This is a genomic window from Pseudomonas edaphica (assembly GCF_965277385.1).
Classification (GTDB): Bacteria; Pseudomonadota; Gammaproteobacteria; order Pseudomonadales; family Pseudomonadaceae; genus Aquipseudomonas; species Aquipseudomonas edaphica.
Window position 1 is genome coordinate 4993756 of record NZ_OZ255725.1, and the last position, 13824, is coordinate 5007579.

Genomic DNA, 13824 nt, shown 5'->3' on the forward strand with positions numbered 1-13824 from the left:
GGACCCTTCGCCCATGAGCTTCAGCCCCCTGATTCGCCAACTGATCGACGCCCTGCGCACTTTGCCGGGTGTGGGCCAGAAAACCGCCCAGCGTATGGCGCTGCAACTGCTGGAGCGTGATCGCAGCGGCGGCACGCGGTTGGCCCAGGCCTTGAGCCAGGCCATGACCGGCGTGGGCCACTGCCGCCAGTGCCGCACCCTGACCGAAGAAGACCTGTGCCCGCAATGCGCCGACCCACGTCGCGACGACACTTTACTGTGCGTCGTTGAAGGGCCGATGGACGTGTACGCCGTCGAGCAGACCGGCTATCGCGGGCGCTACTTTGTGCTCAAGGGGCATCTTTCGCCGCTGGACGGCCTGGGGCCGGAAGCCATTGGCATTCCGCAACTGGTGACGCGCATTGAAGAGCAGGGCACGTTTACCGAGGTGATCCTGGCAACCAACCCGACGGTGGAAGGCGAGGCGACGGCGCATTACATCGCCCAATTGCTGACCAACAAAGGCTTGATCACCTCGCGTATCGCCCATGGCGTGCCGTTGGGTGGCGAGCTGGAATTGGTGGATGGCGGCACGTTGGCGCATTCGTTCGCCGGTCGCAAGCCGATCGCGCTCTAAAATGTGGGAGCTGGCTTGCCTGCGATAACGGTGGATCAGTGACATTGATGTCGCCTGACACTCCGCTATCGCAGGCAAGCCAGCTCCCACAGTGGTTTTGTGTTGTCAGGGATATCTTGATAACCAAGCAAGCGCTTGGTAAGTTCTCTCCACCTCACCGTGGAGCTTGCCGATGTCTGCCTATCAGGACTACTTCGACCCCAGCCACCAATTGGTCCGCGACAGCGTGCGCCGTTTCGTCGAGCGCGAGATGTTGCCGGGCATCGAGCAATGGGAGGAGGGCGAGAGCTTTCCCCGTGAGCTGTACCTCAAGGCGGGCGCGGCGGGGATCCTGGGCATCGGCTACCCCGAAAGCCTGGGCGGCAGCCATGAAGGCGACCTGTTCGCGAAGGTCGCCGCCAGCGAAGAGTTGATGCGTTGCGGTTCGGGTGGCGTGGTCGCGGGCCTGGGTTCGCTGGATATCGGCTTGCCGCCGGTAGTCAAATGGGCGCGCCCCGAGGTGCGTGAGCGCGTTGCGCCTCAAGTGCTGACCGGTGAGAAGATCATCGCCCTGGCCGTCACCGAGCCCGGTGGCGGCTCCGATGTAGCCAACCTGCAAACCCGCGCCCTTCGCGATGGCGACTGTTACCGCGTCAGCGGCAGCAAAACCTTTATCACCAGCGGCATCCGCGCCGACTTCTATACGGTAGCCGTACGCACCGGCGGGCCGTGCTTCGGCGGCATCAGCTTATTGCTGATCGAAAAACAGACGCCAGGTTTCACCGTCGGCCAACCGTTGAAGAAAATGGGCTGGTGGGCGTCGGACACGGCTGAGTTGTTCTTCGACGATTGCCGCGTGCCGGTAGGCAACTTGATCGGCGTCGAGAACATGGGCTTTGCCTGCATCATGGGCAATTTCCAGAGCGAACGCTTGGCGCTGGCGCTGATGGCGAACATGACTGCGCAGCTCGCCCTGGAAGAAAGCCTCAAGTGGGCGAGCCAGCGCGAAGCCTTCGGCAAACCCATCGGCAAATTCCAGGTGCTCAAGCATCGGCTGGCGGAAATGGCCACCGCAGTGGAAGTCTCCCGCGAGTTCACCTACCGCCAGGCGGCGAAGATGGCGGCCGGCAAGAGTGTGATCAAGGAGATTTCCATGGCCAAGAACCTGGCCACTGATACCGCGGATCGGGTGACCTATGACGCGGTGCAGATACTGGGTGGGCAGGGGTATATGCGTGGCAGCCTGGTGGAGAGGCTGTATCGGGATAACCGCATTCTGTCGATTGGCGGTGGCACCCGTGAGGTGATGAACGAGATCATCAGCAAGCAGATGGGGTTGTGATTAGTGGTGTTCTTTCAGGCGCTATCGCAGGCGAGCCAGCTCCCACCTTTGACTGTGTTTGCAAATCAAAATGTGGGAGCTGGCTTGCCTGCGATAACGCCGGCCCAGGCAACTTTTAAACTTCGGTCAGCCCAAACTGCGTCAGGCAAAACGTCGGAATGCCCATATCCTGCAGGCGTTGCGAACCACCCAGCTCCGGCAGATCAATGATCGCCGCCGCTTCGAAGATCTTCGCGCCCATACGTCGCACCAGGTTCGCGGCAGCAATCAAGGTGCCGCCAGTGGCGATCAGGTCATCGAACATCAGCACCGAGTCGCCGTCACACAGGCTGTCGGCGTGCACTTCGAGAAACGCTTCGCCGTATTCGGTCTGGTAACCCTCAGCCAGCACGTCAGCGGGCAGCTTGCCTTGTTTGCGGAACAGGATCAGCGGTTTGTTCAACTGGTACGCGATGATCGAACCGATCAGGAAGCCACGGGCATCCATCGCGCCGATGTGAGTAAAGTCGGCCTCGACATAACGCTGGGCAAAACTGTCGGCCACCAGGCGCAGGGCGCGGGGCGATTGGAACAGCGGGGTAATGTCACGAAAGATCACCCCAGGCTTGGGGAAGTCGATGACGGGGCGGATCAGGGATTTGATGTCGAACGAATCGAAGGTCATCGTCGAAGAGTCCTGGGAGCGGAAAACGGACTCGAAGTATACCTGCGGCCCTGCCGATTGGCGCGGCCGCAAGTGTCTGCCTCAGACTTCCAGCGAGCCCCCGGCCAGCGCGCACAGCTGGATCGGGTCGAGGATATGCACTTCCTTGCCTTCGGCGGCAATCAGTTCGTTTTGCTGGAAACGGGTAAACACGCGGGACACGGTTTCCACCGCCAGTCCCAGGTAATTGCCGATTTCGTTGCGCGACATGCTCAGGCGGAACTGGTTGGCCGAGAACCCACGGGCACGGAAGCGTGCCGACAGGTTGACCAAAAACGTGGCGATGCGCTCGTCGGCGGTTTTCTTCGACAGCAGCAACATCATCTGTTGGTCGTCACGGATCTCGCGGCTCATCACCCGCATCAATTGGCGGCGCAGTTGCGGCAGCTGCAGGGCCAATTCATCCAGGCGCTCGAAGGGGATTTCGCACACCGAGGTCGTCTCCAGGGCCTGGGCCGACACCGGGTGAATTTCGGTGTCCATGCCAGACAACCCGACCAGCTCGCTGGGCAGGTGGAAGCCGGTGATCTGCTCTTCGCCGCCGTCGCTAAGGCTGAAGGTCTTCAACGCGCCTGAACGTACTGCATAAACGGAATCGAACTTGTCGCCCTGGCGAAACAGAAACTCGCCTTTTTTCAGCGGTCGGCCGCGTTTAACGATTTCGTCCAGCGCTTCCATGTCTTCCAAATTCAACGAAAGTGGCAGGCAGAGGGGGGCCAGGCTGCAATCCTTGCAGTGAGCCTGGCTGTGAGCGCGCAGTTTAACTGGCTCGGACATTTCTTAAATCCTTGTGGGAAAACACACATAAGACGTAAGGGTAACGCACCGGGGGACTGTGAGGCCAGCGTGTACAAAAAAGCAGCAAAGATATAAAGCTTTTTGTATCGGGGTCGATACAAGATCACAACTCAATAACCGTGGACCAGAGCCATGTCTTCCATCATGGGTGTCAATCCTTCAAGTATTCGTATTCCTGCTGCGCCACAACCCCAAAAGGACGCGGTGGCAGACAACACCAACAGCGCTTCGACACCGCAGGCCGATTCCGCGGCGGTCGAAGGTGTGGCGGTTACAATTTCCGGCGCGGCGATGAAAGCTGCGGCGGATGAGAAAACCTCCAACAGCGATATCGACGACAGCGGCCTGGCGGATAACGTCAAGAATCTGCTGAAGATGATTCGTGAGATCAAAAAGCAGATTGCCGAGAAGCAGGCTGAGATGGCTGCGCTGATGGCAGATAAAAACCTCAGCCCTGATCAGATGCGAGCCCGCCTCTCCGGTCTGCAAAGTGCGTTGAGCGCCTTACAAGCCAGCTTGGTTGGCATGCAGGCGTCTTTGACTAAGGCGATGAAAGACATGAGCGCGAGCGACGCAGCTAAGACCGCTGCCCTGGCAATGAAGTAGCTGCCTTTAGATCACCCGCGAGAATCGCTGCCTGTTCTGGTGCTCCAGGTAGGCATCGAACACCATGCACACCGAACGCACCAGCAAGCGCCCGGCGGGCAATACGCGGATGCCGTGTGCATCCAGTTCGATCAGGCCGTCGGCGGCCATTGTCTCCAGCTGTGGCCATAGTTCGTCGAAATAGCCGCGAAAATCGATGTTGAAAGCCTGTTCGATCCGCTCGAATGCCAGGCTGAAATTGCAGATCAACTGCTGAATCACTTCCCGGCGCAAACGATCATCCGTGGTGCAGACCAGGCCACGGCTGGTGGCCAGTTGCGCCCCGGCCAGGGCGTTCTGGTAGTGATTGAGGTCACTGCTGTTCTGGCAATACAGGTCGCCGATCTGGCTGATCGCCGACACGCCCAGCCCAATCAAATCGCAATGCCCGTGGGTGGTATAGCCCTGGAAGTTACGCTGCAGCGTGCCTTCTTCCTGGGCCACGGCCAGTTCGTCATCCGGCAGGGCAAAGTGGTCCATGCCGATGTAGCGGTAGCCCGCGCGGGTCAACTGCTCGATGGTGGTTTGCAGCATCAGCAGTTTTTCTGCCGGCGAGGGCAAATCGTCGGCATTAATGCGCCGCTGCGGCATAAAGCGCTCGGGCAGGTGCGCGTAGTTGAAGACCGACAGGCGATCCGGTTGCAGGTTGATCACCTCTTCGACGGTGCGCGCAAAATTCAGCGGCGTCTGCTTGGGCAGGCCGTAGATCAAATCAATATTGATCGAGCGAAATTGCAGGGTGCGCGCCGCATCGATCACCGCACGGGTTTCTTCCAGGCTTTGCAGGCGGTTGACCGCACGCTGCACCTCGGGATCAAGGTCCTGCAGGCCGATGCTTACGCGGTTAAAGCCCAGTTCGCGCAGCAGCCCCATGGTCGCCCAGTCGGCTTCACGCGGGTCGATCTCGATGCCGTAGTCGCCGGAATCATCATTGAGCAAATTGAAGTGCTGGCGCAGGCGGGTCATCACCTGGCGCAGTTCGTCGTGGCTGAGAAAAGTCGGCGTGCCGCCGCCGAAGTGCAGTTGCTCCACGGGCTGTTTCGGGTCCAGGTGGCAGGCCACCAGCTGGATTTCCTGCTCCAGGCGTTGCAGGTAGGCCTGGGCACGGCCACGGTCCTTGGTGATGACCTTGTTGCAGGCGCAGTAGTAGCAGATGTTCGCGCAGAACGGCACATGCACATACAGCGACAAGGGCCGTACGGCCTTGCGGCTGTCGCGCAGGGCGTGGAGCAGGTCGAAGGTGCCGACCTGGCTGTCGAATTGTACGGCGGTGGGGTAGGACGTGTAGCGCGGCCCCGCCAAGTCGTAGCGGTGAATCAGATCTGTGTCCCAACGAATGGCGTCGAGCATGCGGGCGGTCCCCGGGATTGGCTAGTGGGCCGAGTCTAGGGGCACGCCGCAGGTACCATCTTGATTTGCATCAACGGGGAGCGGCGCTATGCCACATGGCGATTTAATGGCCCATTAGCCAGTGTTGATGCGGGCCTGGCAACGTCCAAACGCCGAAGAGCATAACCAGCACGCCACCGGCCACACGCACGCTGCGTTTGCGCAGCACCGCCGTGACACGTTCCGCCGCCAAGCCAGTCGCCAGCAGTACTGGCCAGGTTCCAAGCCCAAAGGCCAGCATCAGCATTGCGCTGTCCAGTGCATTACCCTGGCTCGCCGCCCACAGCAGCGTGCTGTAGACCAACCCACACGGCAACCAGCCCCACAGCGCGCCCAGCAGCAATGCGCGTGGCAGGCTGGACACCGGCAGCAAACGGTTGGCGACCGGCTGTACGTAGCGCCACAGGCCGCGCCCCAGGCTTTCGATACGGGTGAGGCCGCTCCACCAACCGGCCAGGTACAAGCCCATGCTGATCAGCAACAACCCGGCGAGCACGCGCATGAACATCGCCGCCGGGCTGTTGGCCACCGCCCAGCCGGCCAGGCCGATCAATAACCCGGCAGCGGCGTAGCTGAGGATGCGCCCCAGGTTATAGGCGAGCAGCAGGCGAAAACGGCGGCTGCGTTGTTCTTTGGGGATTGCCAGCGTCAGTGCGCCCATCAGCCCGCCGCACATGCCCAGGCAATGGCCGCCGCCCAGTAGCCCGAGGATCAAGGCCGAGACCAGCAATGGCGCCAACTCAAGCATGGGGTGGGTCTTTGGGCGGTTGCTCGGCCCGGTTGGCTTCGTCGACGCCCGCCAGGTGGTTCGGATCCTGGTCGTCGAACAGCACGCTGTGGGCCGGGCCGTCGAGGTCGTCGTACTGGCCGCTGTCCACCGCCCAGAAGAAAATGTAAATGGCCACGCCGACTAACAGCAGCGCCGCCGGAATCATCACGTAGAGAGCTGGCATCGGTACTCCATGCCCACGCGGCTCAAGCCGGCAGCGGGCGGGTTACTAAGGTGGCACTGTTTGCCTGCGTGCTCGGCAGCCGAGTCAGGCGCAAGGCGTTGAGCACCACGGTCAACGAGCTGAGGGACATGCCGATCGCGGCCCAGATCGGGGTGATCCAACCGAGGGCGGCAAACGGCAGCATAAGGCCATTGTACAGCCCGGCCCACAGCAGGTTTTCAATGATTACCCGCCGCGTGCGCCGCGCCAGGGTAAACGCCTGCACCAGCGCGTCGAGACGGTTGGACAGCAGCACGGCATCGGCACTGGTTTTTGCCAAGTCGGTGGCTGAGCCCATCGCCACGCTGATATCGGCGGCGGCGAGCACAGGCACATCGTTGACGCCGTCGCCAAGCATCAGCACCTTGCGGCCTTGCTGGTGCAACTGGTGCAGCACCTGCAGTTTGTCGTCGGGGCGCAAGCCGCCCTTGGCCTCGTCAATCCCCAACTCAAGCGCGACACTGGCGACCATCGGCGAGCTGTCACCCGACAGCAACAGCGTACGCCAACCTCGCGCTTTGCACGCGGCCAGCAGGGCGGGCGCATCGCTGCGCAGGCGGTCATCGAGCACGAACCAGGCGAGGGCGCCTTCACGATCGCCCAGCAGCAACCATTGGCCTGCTTCGTCCGGCGAGGCGGGAATCGCGCAGCCGCTTAATTGGCACACAAAGCCCGGCTGGCCGATGCGCAATTGATGCTCGCCCACACGACCTTCCAGGCCTAAGCCTGGGAAACTCAGGACTTCCTCGGCGGCCAGCGGCGCACGCCCGAAGGCGCGGGCAATCGGGTGCTCGGAGCGGTTTTCCAGCGCGGCGGCGAGGCCCAGGCAGTCGTCGCTGTTCAACGTGCTCAACGGGCGGATGGCACGCAGGGCCAAGCGGCCTTCGGTCAGGGTGCCGGTCTTGTCGAAAATCACCGTGTCGATCTGGTTCAAGCCTTCCAGCACGTGCCCACGAGTGAGTAACAGCCCGAGTTTGTGCAATGTGCCGGTGGCGGCGGTGAGGGCGGTCGGTGTCGCCAGCGACAACGCGCAAGGGCAGGTTGCCACCAGCATCGCCAGCACAATCCAGAATGCGCGTGACGCGTCCATTTCCCACCACAGCAGGCCGATCAGCGCGGCCGCGATCAGCGAGCACAGCAGAAACCATTGCGCAGCACGGTCGGCGATTTGCGCCAGGTGCGGCTTCTCGGCCTGGGCACGCTCCAGCAGGCGCACGATGGCAGACAGGCGGGTGTCATGCCCCAAGGCGCGCACCTCGACGGTCAGCGCGCCTTCGACGTTGAGCGTGCCGGCGGTGACCGCGTCGCCGACGTTGCGCGGCTGCGGCAGGTATTCGCCGGTGAGCAGGGACTCGTCAATGCTCGACTGGCCATCAAGAATCAGCCCATCGGCCGGCAGCACGGCACCGGGATGCACCAGTACGCGATCGCCTACGGCCAGTTCGCTGAGCAGGATGCGCTCGCTCTGACCATCACTTTTGAGGCGTAAGCATGACGCCGGCAGCAGGTTGACCAACTGCGCGGTGGCGGCGGCGGTACGCTCACGTGCCCGACGCTCCAGGTAGCGCCCGGCGAGCAGGAACAGCGCGAACATGCCCACCGCGTCGAAGTACAACTCGCCAGTGCCAGTTATGGCGGTCCAGATGCCCGCCAGGTACGCGCCGCCAATCGCCAGGGACACCGACACATCCATGGTCAGGTGGCGCGTGCGCAGGTCGCGCAGGGCGCCTTTGAAGAACGGCGCACAGCTGTAGAACACGATGGGCGTAGTCAGAAACATCGCCACCCAGCGCAGGATCACGTGCAACTCCGGGCTCAGGTCAATATTGAATTCCGGCCAGGTCGCCATGGTCGCCATCATTGCCTGGAACCACAACAACCCCGCCACGCCCAGCTGGCGCAAGGCCCGGCGGTTTTCGCTGGCCAATTGCTCGGCGGCGCGATCGGCCTGGTAAGGGTGGGCGGCGTAGCCGATATGGCGCAGTTCGCTGAGCACCTGGCTCAACGGCAATTGCCCATCGGCCCAGCGCACGTGCAGGCGATGGTTGGACAGGTTCAGCCGCGCCTCGGCCACGGCGGGCAGGCTGCGCAAGTGTTTTTCGATCAGCCAGCCACAGGCCGCGCAGCTGATGCCTTCCATCAACAGGGTGGTTTCGGCCAGATCGCCTTCGTGGCGCACAAAGGGTTTTTGCACGTCGGCGCGGTCGTACAGCGCCAATTCGTCGACCAGTTGCACCGGCAGCGCCTCGGGGTTGGCCGAGGCTTCGCTGCGGTGCTGGTAATAGCTTTGCAACCCGCCGGCCACAATCGCCTCGGCCACGGCCTGACAGCCCGGGCAGCAGAGTTCGCGGCGCTCGCCGAGGATTTCGGCGGTGAACCGGCTGCCGGGTGGGACGGGCAGGGCGCAGTGGTAGCAGGGGGTTGGGCTGGTCATGGTGTGAAATCTATATCGGCTGGGAGGGCCTCATCGCGGGCAAGCCCGGCTCCCACAGGAGACCGCGATCCACTGTGGGAGCGGGCTTGCCCGCGATGCGCGAAGCGCAAGGGTTTTACTTTTTCAGGTCTTCGGCACCCTGCAACGGTTCATCACCCAGCAGCAAGTCCTTGTCGTGGCTGACCTCTTCTTCTTCGAACAGGCGCCAGGTCTTGTCGCCCTCCACGCCGAGCAATTCCACAAAGCGCCGACCCTCTACCTTGTCGGTGACCTGGCCGATGTAGCGGCCGGGTTCGCTGTCGCTGCGGGTCAGGTTGATCTTGCGATCCTTCTGCGGCTGGGTCGGGGAAATCAGGTTCAGTTCCAGAGTGTTCGGGTTGCTGTAGCCCGTCAGTTGCAACTCGACTTCACCGGTCAACTCGTCCAAGTGCAGCTTGCCGCGCAGTTGCAGGGTCTGGGCCAGCCGCTCACGGTCCAGGGAGCGGTTGATGCCTTTGCCGGCCTCGTAGTAGTTGTCGTTGACCAGGTTGTCCGGGTTCTTCACCGCAATGGTCACCATGGACAGGGTCAAGGTCACCGAGCAGGCCAGGATCCCAATGATGATCCAGGGCCAGAGGTGCTTGTACCAAGGGCTTGCGGCAGTAGCTGCGGGCATTGTTGTGCTCTCTGTTATTAGCGGACTTGTGGGCCGATGAATCGGCTCTTGGCTTCAATGTGGACGCTGTCGTCGTCGGCATCCTTGAGGATGAATTTCACCTCGTTGGTGCTCGATGGCAGTTGCTCAGGGGCGCTGGACAGCTCTACCGGCATCGTGAAGATCTCCCCGGCGGCGACCTTGATCTCGCGTCGGCCTTGCAGCTTGAGATCCGGCAGGCCCGAGGCATCGAGCACGTAAGTGTGGTCGCGCTGGTCCTTGTTCATGATTTTCAGGCTGTAGACGTTTTCGATGCGACCTTCGGCGTTTTCGCGGTAGAGCACGCGGTCTTTGCTGACGTCGAAGCCCACCAGCGAGCGCATGAAAAATGCGCCGGCCAACAGGCCGATCATCGCCAGCAGCACCAAGGCATAACCGATCAGGCGCGGGCGCAACTTATGGGTTTTCTGCCCGGACAGGTTGTGCTCGGTGGTGTAGCTGATCAGGCCGCGTGGGTAGTCCATTTTGTCCATGATGTTGTCGCAGGCGTCGATACAGGCGGCGCAACCGATGCACTCGATTTGCAGGCCGTCACGGATGTCGATGCCGGTGGGGCACACCTGCACGCACATCGTGCAGTCAATGCAATCGCCCAACCCCTGGGCCTTGTAGTCGATGCCTTTTTTGCGCGGGCCACGCACTTCGCCACGGCGCGGGTCGTAGGAAACAATCAGGGTGTCTTTGTCGAACATCACGCTCTGGAAACGCGCATAGGGGCACATGTAGATGCACACCTGCTCGCGCAACCAGCCGGCGTTACCGTAGGTGGCCAGGGTGAAGAACCCGACCCAGAAATACGACCAGCCATCGGCCTGGCCGGTGAAGAAGTCGAACACCAGCTCGCGGATGGGCGAGAAGTAGCCGACGAAGGTCATGCCGGTGACAAAGCCGATCAGCAGCCACAGCGTGTGCTTGCTGAACTTGCGCAGGAATTTGTTCGCGCCCATCGGCGCCTTGTCGAGCTTGATGCGCTGGTTGCGGTCGCCTTCGGTGACCTTCTCGCACCACATGAAGATCCATGTCCACACGCTTTGCGGGCAGGTATAACCGCACCACACGCGCCCGGCGTACACGGTGATAAAGAACAGGCCAAAGGCCGCCACAATAAGAATGCCCGAGAGCAGGATGAAATCCTGAGGCCAGAAAGTGGCGCCAAAAATGAAGAATTTGCGTTCCGGCAGGTTCCACCAGACGGCCTGGTGGCCACCCCAGTTCAGCCACACGGTGCCGAAGTACAACAAGAACAGAGCGGCGCCACCGAGCATGCGCAAGTTGCGGAACAGGCCGGTAAAGGCGCGGGTGTAGATTTTCTCGCGCGAGGCGTAGAGGTCGACAGTGCTGCTGGCGTTATTGGCAGGCGGGGTAACGTCATGTACCGGTATCTGGTTGCTCATCATTGCATCCCACGGCGGTGGAGATTTGCCTCGGCCAGTACGTGCCAACCGGGGTCAAATTGGGGGTGTTGCAGTGGCGTAATGATACGCCCCTGATGCTGCTTAACGGGTGCGACCTTTGGTCGCGTTGGGGAATATCAATCGATGGTATATGTGATCTGGATCAATTGACTTGGCAAGTATGGACGGTTTTTGCCGGTAAGCAGGTCATTCGTCCCATGGGTTAAGCAATGGAACCCCGCTGGACTTGAAGTCACTGACGTTGCGCGTCACCACGGTGAGCCCATGCACCAGAGCGGTTGCGGCAATCAATGCGTCACTCTCGTTGGCCTGGTCCGGCACATGCAGATAGGCACAACGCAGCGCAACGGCGGCATCAACCGGCAATATCCTGGCATCGAACGCTGGCATCACATGGCGTTTGAGCCATGTCCGTAACACTTTCCCCTGAACCGGGTCTCGGCGTTCCATCCGCAGTACACCGGTTTCCAATTCCTTCAGCGTAATGGCCGAGATGAACATGCGCGCAGCGATAACACTTTTTGCCCAGGCCACTACCCTGGCGTCGGCGTGGGGTTTACGCAGTTCAGAGATTACGTTGGTGTCGAGTAGATACATCAAGAGAGGTCCACGGGTCGATGAGTGATCACGGCACGTTCGGTTTCGAAGTCGATTTCGGCCGCTTCCGGCATCACCAACAGGTCAACGATGTTGACGTTCAAACCTGTCAGTTTCTGGTAGTCCTCAATGCTTAGCAGTACATGGGCAGGCTTGCCGCGATCGGTGATAAAAACCGGGCCTTTACTGGCGGCTTTTTTGGCACCGCTTGTGTCCTGATTGAATTCACGACTGGAAATGGTGGTGATGGTCATGGGGTACTCCCCTTGGGTGAGTTCGATGTAGTTACGTTACTACTTGGCGATAACAGGCATCAAGCTTGTCGTTACCAGCGGTCATGCGTCCATTCGGGATTAATCAGTGGAACGCAGCCTGACTGAACATCTGTCTCACCCACTACAGGGCGGTCCGGGCCAGAGGTGTGGCGGCGTGACGCAGTGTGTAAGTCCGTATGTGAGAGCGGAACTGAGGCGTTGAGATAGAACACTCATGCGTGATCCAGCACCCGTGTCGGGTGTGGGATTGCTTACTACTAATGAGATGAAAACTTGAATATTTCTTCGACGCTTCCAACTTATAACGCCTCAGCACCTTCGGCTGTAGACGCCCAATATGCACGTGCAACGCTGCGAGAGATGTCCACTGTGTACGCCAACATGGACAGGTATGAGCTGGGCAAGCTATTGGGTAACCAATTTGAGCGATTTGAAGACCCTGAAAACAGGGGGTTTTTGACGGTAGAATTTTTGGGTTACATCGCCATGGGTATGGCCGGAAACAAATTTACCTCGGCGGACCAAGTGCTCGCTTTGGAAGTGCTCAAGCGTGGCGGTTTCACCGCGTCGCTTGATATGGATGACAAAGGCGAGCGCGACGGCAAGTTTGACCGGCAGGACATCCGTGCCTACATGGACGTGTTGTTGAGGGAGCATGAGGAAACAACAGCTGGCGCGGAAGCTCGATAAGTCGTATATGGCCGCTGCGTGAGGGTGCCTGATCCTCACAATACAAAAAAGCCCTGCGGATTCAACATCGGCAGGGCTTTTGTGATTTTAACGTATCACTCCGGACTGGCTGGCTCATCGCCATGGGACAAGCTGTAAACATACGCTGCCAGCAAGTGCACCTTGTCATTGCCTTGCAGCAACTCCTGCGCCGGCATCTGGCCCTGACGGCCATAACGAATGGTCTGCTGCAATTGCGCGAAGCTTGAGCCGTAGATGAATGCACCCGGGTGGGTCAGGTCCGGCGCGCCCATTGCTGGCGTGCCTTTACCGGCCGGGCCGTGGCAGGCCACGCAGTTGGCGGCGAACAGTTTCGCGCCGTTGGCCACGTCGGCCTTGGCGCCTTCCGGCAGTTTGCGGCCATCGAGGTTAGTCACCACAAAGCCCGCCACGTCGGCCACGCCTTGTTCGCCAATGACATCGGCCCAGGCCGGCATCACCGCATGGCGGCCTTTCATGATGGTTTCCTTGATGGTGGCTGGTTCGCCGCCCCAGCGCCAGTCGGCGTCGGTCAGGTTAGGGAAGCCGTAGGCGCCCTTGGCGTCGGAGCCGTGGCACACCGAGCAGTTGGAGGCGAACAGGCGGCCACCCATCTTCAAGGCTTGCGGGTCTTTGGCGACGTCTTCAATCGGCATTGCAGCGAATTTGGCGAAGATCGGGCCGAACTTGGCGTCCGATTTGGCCATTTCCTTTTCCCATTCGTGCACGCCGGTCCAGCCGGTCTGGCCGTTGGCGAAAGGGGTTTGCTTGTCGTTGTCGAGGTAGTTGTAGCCTGGCAGCAGGCCTTTCCAGTTGCCAAGGCCGGGGTACAGCGCCAGGTAGCCGAGGGCGAAGATGATGGTGCCGACGAACAGCATGAACCACCATTTGGGCAGCGGGTTGTCGTACTCCTCGATGCCGTCGAACGAGTGGCCGACGGTCTCGTCCGTCTGCTCGGTGCGCTGGCCCTTGCGGGTCGACAGCAGCAGCCAGGTCAGGGCGAAAATGGTACCCAGACTGAGGACTGTGACGTACAGACTCCAGAACGTAGTCATTCTTTGTTACTCCTAGAAGCTTGCTCGACGTGCTTGATGGCCTCGGGATCATCTGCAAAGGGCAGCATGGTCGCGTCGTCAAACTCCGACTTGCGGCGCGGGCTGAACACCCACAGCGCCAGGCCGACAAAGGCCACCATCACCACAACGGTGCCCAGGCCACGAATCATCCCGATATCCAT

16 protein-coding genes are annotated in these 13824 nt (G+C 60.8%); 4 read left to right on the top strand and 12 right to left on the bottom strand.

The features are described from left to right. Window positions 1-13: 13 nt before the first annotated feature. Together recR and ACQY47_RS22850 are read left to right on the top strand one after the other, a co-directional pair. Window positions 14-616 (top strand): recombination mediator RecR, encoded by a 603-nt coding sequence (gene recR, locus ACQY47_RS22845; RefSeq protein WP_017134798.1) that lies wholly within the window; start codon window positions 14-16, stop codon window positions 614-616. A 172-nt stretch (window positions 617-788) separates the two neighbouring features. After that, window positions 789-1937 (top strand): acyl-CoA dehydrogenase family protein, encoded by a 1149-nt coding sequence (locus tag ACQY47_RS22850; RefSeq protein WP_428552125.1) that lies wholly within the window; start codon window positions 789-791, stop codon window positions 1935-1937. Between the two features lie 115 nt (window positions 1938-2052). Here the strand turns inward: ACQY47_RS22850 and ACQY47_RS22855 are convergent, their stop codons facing one another. Both ACQY47_RS22855 and fnr read right to left on the bottom strand, forming a co-directional pair. Beyond that, window positions 2053-2601, bottom strand: coding sequence for an adenine phosphoribosyltransferase (locus ACQY47_RS22855; protein ID WP_017134800.1), 549 nt, complete (start codon window positions 2599-2601; stop codon window positions 2053-2055). Between the two features lie 81 nt (window positions 2602-2682). Continuing rightward, window positions 2683-3417, bottom strand: coding sequence for a fumarate/nitrate reduction transcriptional regulator Fnr (fnr, locus tag ACQY47_RS22860; protein ID WP_056861531.1), 735 nt, complete (start codon window positions 3415-3417; stop codon window positions 2683-2685). 153 nt (window positions 3418-3570) lie between these two features. On the opposite strand from fnr, the gene ACQY47_RS22865 reads away from it, so the two are divergent. After that, window positions 3571-4044, top strand: coding sequence for a hypothetical protein (locus ACQY47_RS22865; protein ID WP_170039244.1), 474 nt, complete (start codon window positions 3571-3573; stop codon window positions 4042-4044). A 6-nt stretch (window positions 4045-4050) separates the two neighbouring features. Here ACQY47_RS22865 and hemN read toward each other — a convergent pair whose 3' ends face one another. From hemN to ACQY47_RS22905, 8 genes are all read right to left on the bottom strand, one after another. Beyond that, window positions 4051-5433, bottom strand: coding sequence for an oxygen-independent coproporphyrinogen III oxidase (gene hemN / locus ACQY47_RS22870; protein WP_428552130.1), 1383 nt, complete (start codon window positions 5431-5433; stop codon window positions 4051-4053). Window positions 5434-5536: 103 nt separating this feature from the next. Beyond that, the gene (locus ACQY47_RS22875; protein ID WP_017134805.1) at window positions 5537-6220 is read right to left on the bottom strand and encodes a sulfite exporter TauE/SafE family protein; all 684 of its coding nucleotides are present in this window, start codon (window positions 6218-6220) and stop codon (window positions 5537-5539) included. Beyond that, window positions 6213-6425: a cbb3-type cytochrome oxidase assembly protein CcoS gene (ccoS, locus tag ACQY47_RS22880; protein ID WP_017134806.1), complete on the bottom strand. Its 213-nt coding sequence runs from the start codon at window positions 6423-6425 to the stop codon at window positions 6213-6215. The genes ACQY47_RS22875 and ccoS overlap by 8 nt, the downstream gene beginning before the upstream one ends. A 22-nt stretch (window positions 6426-6447) precedes the next feature. Next, complete coding sequence (locus ACQY47_RS22885) at window positions 6448-8898, bottom strand: heavy metal translocating P-type ATPase (RefSeq protein ID WP_428552135.1); 2451 nt, start codon at window positions 8896-8898, stop codon at window positions 6448-6450. A 115-nt stretch (window positions 8899-9013) separates the two neighbouring features. Then, window positions 9014-9553: a FixH family protein gene (locus tag ACQY47_RS22890; RefSeq protein WP_017134808.1), complete on the bottom strand. Its 540-nt coding sequence runs from the start codon at window positions 9551-9553 to the stop codon at window positions 9014-9016. Between the two features lie 17 nt (window positions 9554-9570). Beyond that, window positions 9571-10986 (bottom strand): cytochrome c oxidase accessory protein CcoG, encoded by a 1416-nt coding sequence (gene ccoG / locus ACQY47_RS22895; RefSeq protein WP_428552139.1) that lies wholly within the window; start codon window positions 10984-10986, stop codon window positions 9571-9573. Window positions 10987-11193: 207 nt separating this feature from the next. After that, a complete protein-coding gene (locus ACQY47_RS22900) occupies window positions 11194-11604 on the bottom strand; it encodes a type II toxin-antitoxin system VapC family toxin (RefSeq protein ID WP_428552142.1) in 411 nt (136 codons plus the stop codon). After that, window positions 11604-11858 (bottom strand): type II toxin-antitoxin system Phd/YefM family antitoxin, encoded by a 255-nt coding sequence (locus ACQY47_RS22905; RefSeq protein WP_428552145.1) that lies wholly within the window; start codon window positions 11856-11858, stop codon window positions 11604-11606. Before ACQY47_RS22905 ends, ACQY47_RS22900 begins: the two co-directional genes overlap by 1 nt. 294 nt (window positions 11859-12152) lie before the next feature. On the opposite strand from ACQY47_RS22905, the gene ACQY47_RS22910 reads away from it, so the two are divergent. Next, complete coding sequence (locus ACQY47_RS22910; protein ID WP_428552148.1) at window positions 12153-12569, top strand: hypothetical protein; 417 nt, start codon at window positions 12153-12155, stop codon at window positions 12567-12569. Between the two features lie 95 nt (window positions 12570-12664). Here ACQY47_RS22910 and ccoP read toward each other — a convergent pair whose 3' ends face one another. Continuing rightward, window positions 12665-13642 (bottom strand): cytochrome-c oxidase, cbb3-type subunit III, encoded by a 978-nt coding sequence (ccoP, locus tag ACQY47_RS22915; protein ID WP_428552151.1) that lies wholly within the window; start codon window positions 13640-13642, stop codon window positions 12665-12667. Beyond that, complete coding sequence (locus tag ACQY47_RS22920) at window positions 13639-13824, bottom strand: CcoQ/FixQ family Cbb3-type cytochrome c oxidase assembly chaperone (RefSeq protein ID WP_005790274.1); 186 nt, start codon at window positions 13822-13824, stop codon at window positions 13639-13641. The genes ccoP and ACQY47_RS22920 overlap by 4 nt, the downstream gene beginning before the upstream one ends.

Coding starts and splice junctions, on each gene's coding strand:
- ACQY47_RS22905 (WP_428552145.1), bottom strand. CDS start 11,858: ATGACCATCACCACCATTTCCAGTCGTGAATTCAATCAGGACACAAGC.
- ACQY47_RS22920 (WP_005790274.1), bottom strand. CDS start 13,824: ATGGATATCGGGATGATTCGTGGCCTGGGCACCGTTGTGGTGATGGTG.
- ACQY47_RS22865 (WP_170039244.1), top strand. CDS start 3,571: ATGTCTTCCATCATGGGTGTCAATCCTTCAAGTATTCGTATTCCTGCT.
- ccoS (WP_017134806.1), bottom strand. CDS start 6,425: ATGCCAGCTCTCTACGTGATGATTCCGGCGGCGCTGCTGTTAGTCGGC.
- ACQY47_RS22885 (WP_428552135.1), bottom strand. CDS start 8,898: ATGACCAGCCCAACCCCCTGCTACCACTGCGCCCTGCCCGTCCCACCC.
- ccoP (WP_428552151.1), bottom strand. CDS start 13,642: ATGACTACGTTCTGGAGTCTGTACGTCACAGTCCTCAGTCTGGGTACC.
- fnr (WP_056861531.1), bottom strand. CDS start 3,417: ATGTCCGAGCCAGTTAAACTGCGCGCTCACAGCCAGGCTCACTGCAAG.
- ACQY47_RS22850 (WP_428552125.1), top strand. CDS start 789: ATGTCTGCCTATCAGGACTACTTCGACCCCAGCCACCAATTGGTCCGC.
- ACQY47_RS22875 (WP_017134805.1), bottom strand. CDS start 6,220: ATGCTTGAGTTGGCGCCATTGCTGGTCTCGGCCTTGATCCTCGGGCTA.
- ACQY47_RS22900 (WP_428552142.1), bottom strand. CDS start 11,604: ATGTATCTACTCGACACCAACGTAATCTCTGAACTGCGTAAACCCCAC.
- ACQY47_RS22890 (WP_017134808.1), bottom strand. CDS start 9,553: ATGCCCGCAGCTACTGCCGCAAGCCCTTGGTACAAGCACCTCTGGCCC.
- recR (WP_017134798.1), top strand. CDS start 14: ATGAGCTTCAGCCCCCTGATTCGCCAACTGATCGACGCCCTGCGCACT.
- ACQY47_RS22855 (WP_017134800.1), bottom strand. CDS start 2,601: ATGACCTTCGATTCGTTCGACATCAAATCCCTGATCCGCCCCGTCATC.
- hemN (WP_428552130.1), bottom strand. CDS start 5,433: ATGCTCGACGCCATTCGTTGGGACACAGATCTGATTCACCGCTACGAC.
- ccoG (WP_428552139.1), bottom strand. CDS start 10,986: ATGAGCAACCAGATACCGGTACATGACGTTACCCCGCCTGCCAATAAC.